Raw genomic sequence first — 12865 nt, 5'->3', positions numbered from 1 at the left:
TGCCAGTACCGCCCGATTGATCGTGATCGCCACAGCCGGATCATGCCACCAGCCAGGCACGACACTCACCCCGCTATCACGCACCAGCTCGTTAGGCGGGACACGCGGGCTGGGTGCTTGGGGGATCGCCTGGCCGACGTCGGCACGCTCCGAGCGGAGCCTGCGATGTCCAGGCCGGTGGCCTCCGGCCTGATCGTCTCTCGCCTCATCGACACCCTTGCGGCAGCCGGTCTGAGGGCCTGACCGCGATCCGCACCGCCCGAGACGAGGTGCGCGTCTGGAAGCTGGCCGACGACGCAGCACCGGACGCAAACGGGCAGGTGATCGGGGGACCTAGGGGCAATACCGGTGATTTATGGTCTTTTCTGGTGTCTGTTGGTTGGGTGCCACGAGCGTGATAGCCGAGGCTGGTGGTGGGGGTGTTTGAGGTGCCAGTTGGGGGACTGTAGATCGTTCGGTGTAACTCCTGATCAAGGAGATGCATCGATGACCAGTGACAACGTGACCGAGGCCGAGTCCTTCGAGGCGGCTGAGCCGCCTCGAAGGAAGGGGGTGGACGACCGGCTGGTCGAGGAGTTGGTCAGCCGTGCCCAGGCTGAGGGCCTGCAGCTGACCGGCAAGACTTGCGGAACCGGCACCCGGGCCAGTGTCTTGATCCCCGCCAGGGTCCAGGCCTGGTCCGGCCAGCCCTGCGCGACCGGCCCTGCGGCCAACTCCTGCTCCAGCACCGCGGACAAGGCCTCGCTCAGCTTGGGACATGCGGCCGAGCCCCGGGATCGCAGAGCCTGCGAGCCGCCGTGCTGTCCGGAACGGCGCCACCGCCGCACCGACCGCACACTCACCCGCGGCTGCCTCGCCACCACCGCGCTGCCCTGCCCCGGCAGCGAGCCTCCCCACCGTCTCCACACGGACGCGCTCGCGAAATGCCCGCCGCTCGCCGCCCAAGCCACCGCCCTGCGGACACCTCATAGTCCGGGCAAACCGCAACGACCACCACACGCCAGCCCCCCCACACACAACAACACACTCGAATGCTCAGCAACTGCCTTGACCTCGGATGGTCACGGCCTGGGGTCGGCCCGCTTCGGCGCTGGTGATGTTGCCGCGACGGTGTATCGCGCCCCCCTGGCCGGAAGAGTTCCTGGCCTCAGCGCGAAGTTTCCACATTCGGCCGTGATGTTCGAATGATCCGAGTGGTCTGTTCCGCCGGTCCTCTCCGGGTACCTCCGCTAACCTGGCTGCCGGTTACCTGCCGTCCGCGAAAGTCCGGGAAGAGAAGATCGTGACTGTTCTTATTGCCGGGGGAGCCGGTTACATCGGAAGCACCGTGGCGTCCGCCTGCCTGGACGAGGGGATCACTCCGGTGATCCTCGACAGCCTCGTCCGAGGCCGCAGGGAGTTCACCGACGGCCGGATCTTCTACGAGGGCGACATCTCCGACGGCGCCCTGGTCGACCGGATCTTCTCCGAGCACCCGGACATCTCCACGGTGGTGCACTGCGCGGCGTTGATCGTCGTGCCGGAGTCTGTCGAGGACCCGATCGGCTACTACGAAGCGAACGTCACCAAGAGCCTGAGCTTCGTCGGCCACCTCCGCAGGAATGGCAGCGACCGCCTCATCTTCAGCTCCTCGGCCTCCATCTACCAGGCCGACGACGGCTCCCCTGTCAACGAAGACTCCCCGCTCCGCCCGCAGAGCCCCTACGCGCGCACCAAAGCTGTGTGCGAGGGAATGTTCGCGGACGTCGCTGCAGCTGGCCAGATGCGTGTGCTGTCCCTGCGCTACTTCAACCCCATCGGGGCGGACCTCAAGATGCGGACCGGGCTTCAGCTCAAGCGGCCCAGCCACGCCCTGGGCAAGATGATCCAGGCGCACCAGGAGGGTACGGCTTTCGCCGTCACCGGGACCGGCTACCCCACGCGGGACGGGTCGGGAATCCGGGACTACGTGCACGTCTGGGACCTGGCCGCGGCCCACATGGCGGCGATCAGCCGCTTCGACTCCCTGCTCACGGAGTCGGAGCCGTCGATGGTGATCAACCTGGGCACGGGCTCGGGTACCACCGTGCGGGAATTGTGCGCAGCCTTCAACCAGGTCGTCGGCACGCCGCTCGCCACGGTCGACGCGGAGCCGCGGCCCGGTGACATCGCTGGCGGCTACACCACGAGCGACCGGGCCCACAGGCTCCTGGGGTGGACGCCGCGGCTCTCCCTGGAGGAGGGGATCCGGTCCTCGCTGGACTGGATCCCGGTGCGCGATGCGATGCTGAACGACTGACCTCGCCATTGAACCCTGCTCCAACGCTGTGGCTCCTCTCAAGAGGTCCTGCGGAGGGCGACGCCGCGCTGGGGAGGCGGCGTCGGCCGCCCGTTGGCGTTGGTACGCCGAGGGCGCGGGGGAGGTCGGTCTCGTCGCACTGCCTGTGTCGTCAAGCGTGCCGTGACCAGGTTCGTAGCGGTACGGCGCCTTTGCCTTTGGCGAGGGATCCGTCGGGGTTGCGGTCGGGCGCTCCGAGGAGCTGGTGTTCGACGGGCGATAGTGCTGGGTCTTCTCGGAGGCTGGTGTATGGGTCGTCGACGGGTTGGAGCCAGCGGTAGCCGTACTGCATCATCACGGCGATCCGGGGCCGGCCGGAGAGGTTGATGCCGCTCGCGTGCCAGGTCCGGTTTTCGAAGAGCACGGCGTCGCTGTTGGTGATGTCCGGAGTGAGGGCGCCTTCGGGGTCGACGGCGCCTTCGGCGATGTTCGGTGGGGCGATGCTCTGGTGGCTGCCGGGCAGGAACATCGTCAGGCCGCAGTCCCGTGTGATGGGGGTGAGGTAGTGGGCGACCTTGATGGCCATGCGCGGGGTGTGTTCGAGGCCGAGGTCGGCGGTGACGCCGTACATGTCGCGGTGCCAGCCCGGACGCTGTGGGGTGCGGATGGTGCGCGGCGGCCCTGAGGGCAGGGCGATGAGGTGGGCGGACAGCAGGTGGATGTTGGGGCTCAGCAGGCCGATCACCGTGGGCAGCGTGCGCGGGTTGGCGAGCAGGGGCAGGAAGGCGCGGTCGTGGGCGGGGCATCCGCGGAAGCCGTCCTTGCCGTCACCGCCTCGGTCGCGGCCGAGGGTGATGTCGGAGGCCAGCAGGCGCTCCGCACGGAGGAGCAGCCGGCCGCGGACCTCTTCGTCGAGGGCGTTGCGGATGATGGTGAAGCCGTGGCGGTCGAAGTCGGTTATGGCGGCCTGGTCCGGCTGGTGAGGCGTGGTGGTGGTCATGATGCCCTCCTCCGTGAGGGGTGGGGGGCGAGCGCGGTCGCTTGTTCCCACAGGGATGCCGTATCGAGGCGGCAGTGGTGGAGTAGGAGCTGTCCGATGCGGGTGCCGTCGCTGTAGACGGGGCGGTGGCTCAGGCCGGTGAAGTAGGCGGTCAGCTCGCGGCGGGTCAGGCCGGCGATGAGGCTGGGGCCGCCCCATGCGCTGTCCGTTGAGGAGGACGACGGGGAGCACGGTGCCGTGGAGCCGGTGGCGTGCAGGGGCGCGGGCGCCGAGCCACGCGGCCGCGGTGGTGCCGGTCTGGCATTCGCCGTCTCCGATCAGGGCGACGGTCAGGCGGTGCGGTGCGTCCAGGACGCTGCCCTGGGCGACGGCGACGGCGACGGCGACGGCGACGGCGAGGGCCGGGCCGAGCTGGCCGCCGGTGTGCAGGTGGCCGGGGTTCAGCGGGGTGATCTCGGAGCCGGTCGCCGGATGCGGGAAGCCGGGGTGACCAACGCCCGTAGGCCGTTCGCGGTGCGCTCCAGCCACGGGTGGGCGGCGCCGAGACGGCCGGTGAGGTAGGCGTGGGCCAGGGCAGAAGGTCCGGCATGACCTGCACCATGGAGGACCTGGAGGTCCGCTGTGGCGGGCACGGCGAGCATCCGGTTGACCGGCGGGCACACCCCCCAGTGGCCGCCCGGCTTCGGCTTGATGTGGGCACGGGCGAAAGGGGTTTCGAGGAGGGGGTTGGTGCGCAGGTACAGCTGTGCGAGGCACAGGTAGTCCAGTGCGTCGGCCACGGCCTCCACCGCCCCGTCGGACGCAGAGCGTTGAGCGTGTCGGGCGAGGTCACCCCACATGCTGTCCTCCTGCAATGGGCGCGCCGCCGAGTGCTGCGTGGACAGCGCGGGTGTGGACGGGGCCTTCGCGGCGTACGGCTGTGGGCCCGCGACGCACGCCGACTGGTCGGGGTCGAACGCGGCGACGTCGGCGACCGTCAGGGCGGGATGGTCGCTGGGGCTTGCGTGCGGCGGGAGAGGCTGACTGCCGATGCCGCCAGTGGCTAGCCAACCCTCCGGGCGAGCTGGCCGAGTACGCCGTCGGGGCAGCCGACCAGCGCCGGTGCGCCGATTGCCTCGGGCAAGCGCGGTGGCCGGGGAGCCAGGGCAGTCGCAGGGCGAGGTCGCCGGGCCACAGCACGCCTATCAGGGCGTGCGCGTCGTTGGTCAGGTCGAAGAGCTGATGGGCGGTGGCGGGAACGCCGATGACCAGCAGCAGCGGTTTGCGGGCCGGGCGCCTCTTGGCCGCGTAGATCGCGGCCGTGGCCCGCGTATCGCTCGCGCGGGCGCACAGCATGTACCAGCGGGAGGTCGGGACAGCGACGAGATGCCCGGCCGCCATGGCCTAGGCAGCGGTGCCGACGTCACCGGGGGCAAGGATGTCCATCGTGACTCCTGAACGTCCGGCAGGTGTGGTCAGAAGGCAGCCCGGGGTGGAGTGCGGCGATGGCGCGCAGGGAGCCACCGCCACCCTGAAGTCGCAGGTCGAAGGGCTGGTGTGATTGTTGCTCGGAGTGCTCGTGCTGGTCGTGGGCGGAAGTCCTCGGAGAAGATCATCCGTCAGCGGTTGACTTCGAGGTCCTTCAGACGAGGAGAGTTCGCAGGAGCTGGGTGGCGTGGGCGGGGTCGGTGTCGCGGCCCCGATTGGTCAGGGGGTCCTACCGGCGCCAGAACCAGGCACCGGCTGTCGGTCTGTTGGTGCCGGTCGATAGTCTTTCGGTATGTCTGAGCGTGTTGTCCCGGGCCGGGCAAATGGTCTGGTCACTCTGGCCGTCGCGGACAGTGTGTGGGTCAGCCTGACGGCCGGTAGCGCGGTACCGACGGCTTCTGCGGTATTCACCCGCTTTTCTTCTGATGTCCGGCCGGGGCGGTACGTCATGCTCGGTGCCTGTTTGGTGGAGCTGGTGATGACGCGTGACGGCCGGTGCAGTGTTCCGGAGGCCGAGGTGCGCCGGGCGGCGGCGGCATGGAACGCGGTGGAGATGGACGCACGGGACCTGGTCCGTATCGGTCCGTTCCGTGGTGTGCCGGAGCAGGAGCGCACGGGTGGAACGCTGCGTGGTTGGCGCCGGCGCATCAGCTGCGAACTGCAAGAGGCAGATCGTCCCAGACGGCAGGCCGGCCATGAGCCCGGACCTTGGTCTCATCTGGCGGGGGTCGACTGGCAGCGGCTGCTGGTGCAGCGGTTCCGTGACAGGGCGGAGCGGTCGTGGTGGCTTCCGCGTGCCGTGGTCAGGCTGCTGGACGCGGCCGAGCACACCGAAACCGAGTGGCTGCACACCACGTGGGCCTGCAAGGAGGACGCAGCTGTCACCGAACAGCACCGTCGGAGCCTCCGAGCCACCGACAGCCGGTCCGCGACGGGCGTGAACAGACCAGCCATCCCGCAGCGCCCGTATACGGGGGAGCTGCGAGGTCAGTTGTACTCGGTGCTGAGCCGCAAGCCCGGTATGTCCCGCCAGGTGGCCGGGTGGGTGTGCGCCGTCTGCGGTACAGCGCCGGCTGCCGTGCTGGATCACTGTCACGAACACGGCTACGTCCGCGCCCCGGTCTGCCCGTCCTGCAACACGCTGGAGCGCCCCGACCACCTGTACGACAACGACATCCGCGTCGCCAGCCGCTACCGGCGCCTCTTCGACACCGACGCGGTCGGCTGGCTGCACCACTGGCACCGCTGTCCGGGCTGCCGCACCCGCACCACCCTGCCTCTGCCTCACCTCGCCGCATGGACCGCCCACACAGCCACCCGCATCCTGCGCCCCACCCACCCTGGGTCCCGCGGGCGGAAGCCCTGCGGAGTGCTGCGCGTCTCGTGGACGGGCAGCCAGAACACCCCCCGCTCCTGCCTGCTCACCGTCTCCGTCGACTTCTGCCCCTCCGGTGAGCACCACGTCCTGGCACGGGTGCCCTACCGGGAGGCCGCCGAGCGGTTCGGCACCTGGCTGGCCGAGACCGCCCCTGCTGTGGCGGCCGAAACCGGCCCCGACCGCCTGGACGGTCTGCCTGCCGAGCCCCGGCCCGTCATCGCCGACACCAGCGGCGAAGGCCTGGCGCTCTTCTGACCGAACACCGGCAAAAGCGGCTCGACAGGTCGCCGGACCGCGTCCGGCGCCTGTGCTCCGAGCTCGGAAGCAGCCGGCGTCTGTCAGGTGGAGCCGTTGGTACGGCTACCGGGTGTGATGCCGTGGACGGCGAGGGTGTTCCAGACGCTGGTTGTGCTCTGGCCGGTGCGTTCGGCGATCCGGCCGACGGGCTCGCCGTTCGCGTAGGCATCCAGGACGGCGGCGGCCAGCTTTCAGCGGGCAGTGTGCAGCGCTTCCTGTGCCGACTGGTAATCCCGCTGGGCTGCTTCCAACGCGTCCTCGCTCATACACCCATCCTGCCAGCCCGCTCTCTGATCACCCGTGCCACTGCCGGTCCGGACGGCGCTCCCTTTCTCTGAGCGGAGCGCGGTCTTGTTGCGGCGGCAACGGGTCGGTCGCGGTGGGGAGTGAGGTGGCTGCGTTGCATTCGCGGCAGGGGACGGTGCGCGGTTCGCGGAGGATGCCGAGAGCCTGGTCGAGGGTGATGGGTGTGGCGTGGGGCTGACAGCCGATGACGTGGATCAGGCGTGCTCCGGGGTGGCCGGGGCGGTGAGGGAGGTCTTGTACAGTCCAGGCCTGCCGCCCATCGGCGGCGGGAGTAGCGAGGGTGGGGATGCGGCTGTAGTCGCCGCCTTCGAGGGGGCGGACATGACGGGCGTCGAGCCAGACACTCTGTTCCGCGGGCTCGGTACGGCCACTGCTGCCAACTGCCCAGCAGGTGATGCCCACCCGGTACTGCCATCCGACCGCCGCGCGCCGCCGCTCATACAGGCGGGCCAGCAATTCCTGCCCATCAGGCATCATGACGGCCACCCGGGCCGCGTTCTGCGGCATTTCAAATCCTCTCCACCCTGCCCAGCATCCTAACCGGACGCCTTGGCAGGTTCATCGGATCGGAACGGGGACATACCTCCGGCGAGAGCGGGAGCCATAGCTAGGGACTGTTCTCGGTTGTGATCAAATTTGGGTTTTGGTCCTGTGTGGGTTGGTGGTCCGGTAGGATTTTGGTGTGACGCGTGCGCAACTGACTGATCAGGAGTGGCAGTTCATTGTGAGGTTCCCCTCGTAGTGTGGAGTCCGTGACTGCAGGGGAAGTTGAGAGTCATGGCGGAGAAGCGAGGGCGTTCAAGCCCGAGTTCCGTGAGGACTGTACGCATCGTGACGGAGACCGGGAAGCCGTTCGCCGAGGTCAGCGGACCTGGGTATCAACGAGACCACGCTGGCGAGCTGGGTCTCGCGGGCCAAGAGGGCCGGCGGCGGCCGGGGCGAGAGCGAGGCCGAGGAACTGGCCCGGCTGCGGCGGGAGAATACGCAGCTGAAGAAGGACAGCAAGGATCTGTCCATGGAGCGTGATGTCCTCAAACGCTGCATGGTCCTGTGGGTGCAGTAGCTGCTGCGGACCCGGCCGTCGTGGCCGGGGTGATCAGCGGCCAGAGGACCGGGCACAATATGCCGCACACCGTCTCCTGCCGCGCGCTGGGCGTAAGCGAATCGTGGTTCTACAAGTGGCGCAAGGCCGAGCCGACCGGGCGTGAGCTGCGCCGGAGCCTGCTGGAGGAGGCCATAGGGAAGATCTTCACGGAGTCCGGCGGCACCTACGGCTCGCCGAAGGTGTTCATCGAGCTGGCCCGCTCCGGCTGGCGGGTCTCGGTGAACACCGTCGCGGAGATCATGGCCGGGCTCGGGCTTGCCGGCCGCAAAGTCCGGCGCCGCCGGGGGCTGACCCGGCCAGGCAAGCGGCCGGGCGCACCGGACTTCGTGAAGCGGGACTTCACCACCGAGGAGCCCGATCTGGTCTGGGTGGGCGACATGACCGAGATCGTCACCGGCGAGGGCAAGCTCTGCCTGGCCACGGTCATCGACCTGTACTCCCGTCGCCTGCTCGGCTATGGGATGGGCGCCCGTTACGACGCGGACCTGGTCGTGGCGGCGCTGAACATAGCCACGGCCACCCGGGGCGGGGGCGTCCGCGGCGTGATCTTTCACAGCGACCGCGGCAGCGAATATACGTCCCGGAAGTTCAACCGGGCCTGCCGGAAGCTGGGCGTCTTCCAGTCCATGGGGCGTGCCGGGTCGTGCTTCGGCAACGCCGTGAGCAAGGCGTTCAACAGCGTCCTGAACGTTGAGTACGTCCACCGGCACACCTTCACCACCCGCACCGAGGCCCGCATCAAGATCGCGACCTGGATCACTGGCTTCTACAACGCTCGTCGGCTACACAGCGTGTGCGACTACAAGAGCCCGATCGACTACGAACGCAAGTACAGGGCCAGCCTCACCATGGGGCTGGCTGCACAGAAAGGACTCCACGGTCAGAGGGGATTGACACACCGGCTTCGACAAGACGATCTACAGGCGCTGCAACGAAGTCGAACGAACGATCAACGCCCTCAATGGTTTCCGCGCCGTAGCCTCCCGATTCGATAAGAGGGCGTATATCTTCCACGGCACTGTGACCGTCGCTGTCGTTCGCCTCTGGCTTCCGCCCATGACCCGCCGGACAGTCCTAGGAGTCCAATAACGATGTTGGTTTCGGTGCCTGTCCTGCACGGGTTTCGCCTGAGAATGTCGATCGGGGCGAACTGCCCCAATATCGGTATGGCTTCAAGGTCATGTGCGGGCGGATCGAGTCACGGGGCCGGGTAGCAGATCCTTCCGCCCCGTGTGAGGCGGGTCTTTCGGTCGCGGAGTGGGCTCGGCTGAAGCTACACCTTTTCCAAATGCTCTGCGCTGCATCACCGTCGGGGCAAAGTGCCGGAGGCGGGTTGACCCCCATGCCCGCTCAAACGCCGGGAGCCTACTCTGGATTCGGAGTAGGCCCCCGCTCAATGACGTCGAGCCGTCATCGCATGCCCAAGCCACTCACACCGGCACGCCCAAGCCGCGCAAGAGGGCCAGAACTTGCGGCGCAATGCCGGCCACTGCGCCATTTGCGATGCCGATCACGCTTTCGACCATTCCGCCAACGATGGGCAGACCCATGAACGCTCCTTGAGGTGGGGAACTCCTAGTGTCCTCAAGGCACTTCACTGTCATGGCGGTGCGGCTGCGGGCTCACCCGCGCGAGGGACATTCCGCTGTACCCGGGTGGAGCTGGGGTAGGTCGGTTGTTTCAGCAGGTGCCGTTGCCGACGCCGCCGGGGCCGCAGTGTCCGATCACGCCGGTGCCGGTGGCCGCCCCGCCGTTGCCGCCCGCTCCGCCTGTGCCGCTGTTGCCGCCGTTGCCGCCTGTTCCGCCGGCCCCGCCGTCGTTGTTGCTGCCGGTCGCCGCACCACCGGCGCCGCCTTGACCACCCGCCCCGCCAGTGCTGACGGTGGATTTGCCGCCGAGTCCGCCGACGCCACCCATGGCGCCGGCGCTGCCGGAGGAACTCCCGGCCCCGCCGGCACCGCCGATGCCGCCGGCCCCGCCGGCCGGGCCGGAATTGCCGCCGTTGCCACCGGCTCCACCGAAGCCCGTTGCGCCCGCGCCGCCGACCCCACCGTTGCCACCGGCACCGCCTGCTCCACCGCCCCAGCCTGCTCCGCCATCGCCGCCTTTCCCGCCGGCGCAGCCGGGAGCACCGTTGCCGCCGTCGGTACCGGGCCACCCCGCTGGGTGGGAGGACGTGCCGTCAGGGCCGTCGAGGCCGTTGGTGCCGGAGCAGGCGGCGACCGCCGGGGCCGTGCCCGCAGCCAGAGCCGCGGTGGGCACCGCGGTGAGCATCACCGCGGTGACGAGGGCACGCATGCCCAGAATGGCGGCAGGCTGTCGTTTTTCCGTCATGACGCAATCTCCTTGAAGGAGGCGCGAGTCGGGCTGGTGAATACCCCTGGTGGCTCGTTCGTTGACGCTCGTCGGATGACCGGGTAACTTAGACGCCCATTTTCCGCCCACCGCCCGTCATCGGGACAGCGGGGAGAAGCAAGCGCCCCGGCCAGGGTCATTGGGTGTTCACGTCCCCCTATTCTGGTTCATCTGACGTTAGTGCCGATGTGATGAACAATCCAGATGTCAGGCATTTTCGGGTGTAAGTCTTCTTATCCTCTTGCGGTATATCCGCTTCGGTGGCGGCGAAGGGGAGACACGCCCTTGCATGAGGCGGTGTCAGGGCGGGGATTTCGGGGTCTCGGACGCGAAGTGCCGTTGAGTTGCCGTCGATGCGAGTGCTGGCACCTGGGGGGCGAGTGCACTGTACGGCCCAGGCGTGACTCGCTGCGGGTCAGGCCAGACGGAGCCATGGACCGGAAGCGGGTGTGGGCCAGCGGTAGCCCGGCCCGTAGGCGAACGAGCGCCCGTACGCATGCTGCGCGATCAGTCTGGAATTCGAGAGTGAGGGACTGAGGATCCTTCCAACGGCTGACCAATGCTACGTATTTCCGCATGTAGGGAAAGGCTTCCCTACGTATCCCCTTACAGCTGAGAGGGTACGTCTGAGCTCGCTGCGCATTGGCGCAGTGCCCGCATCAGCGAGGCAGCCGCGCTACTTCCAGGGGGTTCCATGAGATTCCGTCGCGCTCTTCTCGCCCTTGCCGGGGCCGCTGTTCTGGCCACCGGCACGACCGCCCTTCTGCCCGCGACCGCCCAGGCCCGGATCATGGCCGTCGCGTGCGACGAGGCATCACTGATCACCGCCGTGAACGCGGCCAACGCCGCCGGCGGCGGAACCGTGACCCTCACCCCGGGCTGTACGTACACGCTCACCGCCGCCCACGGCAACGACGGCGTCAACGGCCCCACCGGGCTGCCGATCATCACCACGCCCATCACCTTCGAGGGCAACGGCACCACCATCACCCGCGCCGGGGCGTCCGCGTTCCGCATCGCCCAGGTCAGCCCCACGGGCAGCATCACCCTCAAGGCGGTCACCCTCAGCGGCGGTCACGCGGCCACGAACGGCGGCGGCATCCTCAACTTCGGCGCGGTCACCCTCACGGGCAGCGAGCTGTCCAGCAACGCCGCCGACGGCACCGGCGGCGCCATCTACAGCAAGGGCAGTGCCGCAGCGGCGACGTTCACCAGCAGCAACGTCAAGAACAACACCGCCCACCAGGCCGCCGGTATCGCCAGCGACGGCGCGACACTCACCCTCACCAACAGCGTGGTCAACGGCAACGCCGCCGCCATCAACCCCGGCGGCATCCACTACGTCGCCGGCACCGCAACGCTCAACACCTCCTCGGTGACCGCCAACACCCCCACCAACTGCACCGGCAGCCCCTCTCCCGTCCCCGGCTGCATCGGGTAACAACCACCCGACCACGAGAGCGATAACCAGACTGGGCCGCCGACCGTCGATGCGGGCGGCTCAGTCGCCGAGCTAAGGGCTGTCCGGCGGGTCACAAGCGGAGCCGGAGCCGGACGGCGGCCACGCTTACTTACGGTGCCGTGAAAGACGTAAGCCCGCTTGTCGAAGCGGGTCGCTACGGCACGGAAGCCCTTGAGGGGGTCGACCGTCCGCTCGAACTCGTTCCTCCGGGCATAGCGTGACTTGTCGAAGCTGGTGGGCCGACTGCCTTGGCTGCCACGCCGTAGGCGGTTGGCCTGCTGGTCCCCGCGTTCGGGAATGGTGTGCCTGATCTGCCATTGCCGCAGGTAACGGCAGATCAGGCGGGAGCTCTACGTTTTGTCGCCGCACAGGTGATCCGGGCGGTTCCGTGGATGTCCGCCCGTCGCGCGTGGGACACGGATACGGTCCAGGACCGGTATCAACTGCTGCGCGTCACCCCACTGTCCGGGCGTGATCAGGATGGCCAGCGGGCGGCACCCGCCTTCACTCGACAGGTGGATTTTGGTGGAGAACCCGCCGTACGAGCGGCCCACCGCCTCGTCAAACTGATGCTTACTGACTTTGTGGCGGTGGTGTCGTGAGGGTGAGGCCGGTCTCAGTAAGGCATCCGTCGGTGATGTCGCTGCGGTACTGGACCTTGCGGAGGCGGTGACGCAGGGTGCCTGTCAGGTGGTCTGGGTCGATGAAGGCGGTATTGGCCTGGCTGGAGCGCCGCGGGAGGGACCAGATGCCTTCGACGGGGTTGAGGTCGGGTGCATAGGGCGGCAGGTGGAAGGCGGTGATCCAGTCGTGGCTGTCTGTGAAGGCCCGTGACCGGGCGTCCTTGTGCACGGTGGAGTCGATCCGGGGCGCGGTTCTGGCCTCATCGACCAGTCCGTTTCCCCGGACCGCTTCCCGCACCCGGCGTGCCCGTTTCCGAGCACCGGGCGCTCCACAAGTCCTGTTCAAGAACCGTGCGTTGTCCTCATTCGAGGCGGGGCCAGGGGGTCGGGATGACTGTTCCCCGGTAACGGTAACGCGTGGTGGTCACCTTGGCCGGGTTGAACAGTGGCCTTTCCTCCGAGGCCGGCCACCAACCGACGTCGCAGTAGCGGCGGCGGAGGTCCTTCCAGGTGGACCGGCGGCCGCTCGCTACGGCCGGGAGAACGGGCAGACGTCAGACAATCAGCAGCGCTGACGGCCCGACGATCCGCTCCACGCCGCCCTGCGACGCGCAC

8 protein-coding genes and 7 pseudogenes are annotated in these 12865 nt (G+C 68.4%); 6 read left to right on the top strand and 9 right to left on the bottom strand.

Features of this window, described 5'->3' with window-relative positions; genetic code table 11:
• Positions 1–120 precede the first annotated feature (120 nt).
• A pseudogene (locus ACZ53N_RS34215) lies at positions 121–326 on the top strand (IS1380 family transposase); the annotation flags it as partial.
• A gap of 318 nt (positions 327–644) precedes the next feature.
• On the opposite strand, the pseudogene ACZ53N_RS34210 reads toward ACZ53N_RS34215, so the two are convergent.
• Positions 645–969 (bottom strand): annotated as a pseudogene (locus tag ACZ53N_RS34210) (IS630 family transposase); the annotation flags it as partial.
• 313 nt (positions 970–1282) lie between these two features.
• Here ACZ53N_RS34210 and galE point away from each other — a divergent pair.
• On the top strand, positions 1283–2278 hold the full coding sequence (galE, locus tag ACZ53N_RS34205) for a UDP-glucose 4-epimerase GalE (RefSeq protein WP_469144689.1): 996 nt from the start codon (positions 1283–1285) through the stop codon (positions 2276–2278).
• A 151-nt stretch (positions 2279–2429) separates the two neighbouring features.
• On the opposite strand, the gene ACZ53N_RS34200 is transcribed toward galE, so the two are convergent.
• From ACZ53N_RS34200 to ACZ53N_RS34185, 4 genes and pseudogenes are all read right to left on the bottom strand, one after another.
• Positions 2430–3257, bottom strand: a complete 828-nt coding sequence (locus ACZ53N_RS34200; RefSeq protein WP_469144690.1) for a phytanoyl-CoA dioxygenase family protein — start codon at positions 3255–3257, stop codon at positions 2430–2432.
• Between the two features lie 246 nt (positions 3258–3503).
• A pseudogene (locus ACZ53N_RS34195) lies at positions 3504–3785 on the bottom strand (phosphoketolase family protein); the annotation flags it as partial.
• Positions 3698–4036: a phosphoketolase family protein gene (locus ACZ53N_RS34190; RefSeq protein ID WP_469144688.1), complete on the bottom strand. Its 339-nt coding sequence runs from the start codon at positions 4034–4036 to the stop codon at positions 3698–3700. The gene ACZ53N_RS34190 and the pseudogene ACZ53N_RS34195, both read right to left, overlap by 88 nt.
• A 49-nt stretch (positions 4037–4085) precedes the next feature.
• Positions 4086–4637, bottom strand: coding sequence for a Sua5/YciO/YrdC/YwlC family protein (locus ACZ53N_RS34185; protein WP_469144687.1), 552 nt, complete (start codon positions 4635–4637; stop codon positions 4086–4088).
• A 379-nt stretch (positions 4638–5016) separates the two neighbouring features.
• Here ACZ53N_RS34185 and ACZ53N_RS34180 point away from each other — a divergent pair, with 379 nt between their 5' ends.
• A complete protein-coding gene (locus tag ACZ53N_RS34180) occupies positions 5017–6357 on the top strand; it encodes an endonuclease domain-containing protein (RefSeq protein ID WP_469144686.1) in 1341 nt (446 codons plus the stop codon).
• A 336-nt stretch (positions 6358–6693) separates the two neighbouring features.
• Here ACZ53N_RS34180 and ACZ53N_RS34175 read toward each other — a convergent pair whose 3' ends face one another.
• The gene (locus ACZ53N_RS34175) at positions 6694–7212 is read right to left on the bottom strand and encodes a DUF6233 domain-containing protein (protein ID WP_469144685.1); all 519 of its coding nucleotides are present in this window, start codon (positions 7210–7212) and stop codon (positions 6694–6696) included.
• A gap of 615 nt (positions 7213–7827) precedes the next feature.
• Between ACZ53N_RS34175 and ACZ53N_RS34170 the strand changes: the two are divergent.
• Positions 7828–8628 (top strand): annotated as a pseudogene (locus ACZ53N_RS34170) (IS3 family transposase); the annotation flags it as partial.
• A gap of 79 nt (positions 8629–8707) precedes the next feature.
• Positions 8708–8899 (top strand): annotated as a pseudogene (locus tag ACZ53N_RS34165) (hypothetical protein); the annotation flags it as partial.
• 591 nt (positions 8900–9490) lie between these two features.
• Here the strand turns inward: ACZ53N_RS34165 and ACZ53N_RS34160 are convergent.
• On the bottom strand, positions 9491–10144 hold the full coding sequence (locus tag ACZ53N_RS34160; protein WP_469144684.1) for a hypothetical protein: 654 nt from the start codon (positions 10142–10144) through the stop codon (positions 9491–9493).
• 715 nt (positions 10145–10859) lie between these two features.
• Between ACZ53N_RS34160 and ACZ53N_RS34155 the strand changes: the two genes are divergently transcribed.
• A complete protein-coding gene (locus ACZ53N_RS34155; RefSeq protein WP_469144683.1) occupies positions 10860–11606 on the top strand; it encodes a hypothetical protein in 747 nt (248 codons plus the stop codon).
• A 128-nt stretch (positions 11607–11734) separates the two neighbouring features.
• Here the strand turns inward: ACZ53N_RS34155 and ACZ53N_RS34150 are convergent.
• A pseudogene (locus ACZ53N_RS34150) lies at positions 11735–12223 on the bottom strand (transposase family protein); the annotation flags it as partial.
• A pseudogene (locus ACZ53N_RS34145) lies at positions 12201–12479 on the bottom strand (transposase); the annotation flags it as partial. The pseudogenes ACZ53N_RS34150 and ACZ53N_RS34145, both read right to left, overlap by 23 nt.
• Between the last annotated feature and the right edge of the window lie 386 nt (positions 12480–12865).

This window comes from Streptomyces sp. NPDC033229, assembly GCF_055576875.1.
This window is presented reverse-complemented; position numbering and strand designations above follow the sequence as displayed.

Excerpts from the sequence above, each read along its gene's own strand:
- ACZ53N_RS34180 (WP_469144686.1), top strand. The coding sequence starts at position 5,017 with ATGTCTGAGCGTGTTGTCCCGGGCCGGGCAAATGGTCTGGTCACTCTG.
- ACZ53N_RS34160 (WP_469144684.1), bottom strand. The coding sequence starts at position 10,144 with ATGACGGAAAAACGACAGCCTGCCGCCATTCTGGGCATGCGTGCCCTC.
- ACZ53N_RS34155 (WP_469144683.1), top strand. The coding sequence starts at position 10,860 with ATGAGATTCCGTCGCGCTCTTCTCGCCCTTGCCGGGGCCGCTGTTCTG.
- ACZ53N_RS34175 (WP_469144685.1), bottom strand. The coding sequence starts at position 7,212 with ATGCCGCAGAACGCGGCCCGGGTGGCCGTCATGATGCCTGATGGGCAG.
- ACZ53N_RS34200 (WP_469144690.1), bottom strand. The coding sequence starts at position 3,257 with ATGACCACCACCACGCCTCACCAGCCGGACCAGGCCGCCATAACCGAC.
- ACZ53N_RS34185 (WP_469144687.1), bottom strand. The coding sequence starts at position 4,637 with ATGGCGGCCGGGCATCTCGTCGCTGTCCCGACCTCCCGCTGGTACATG.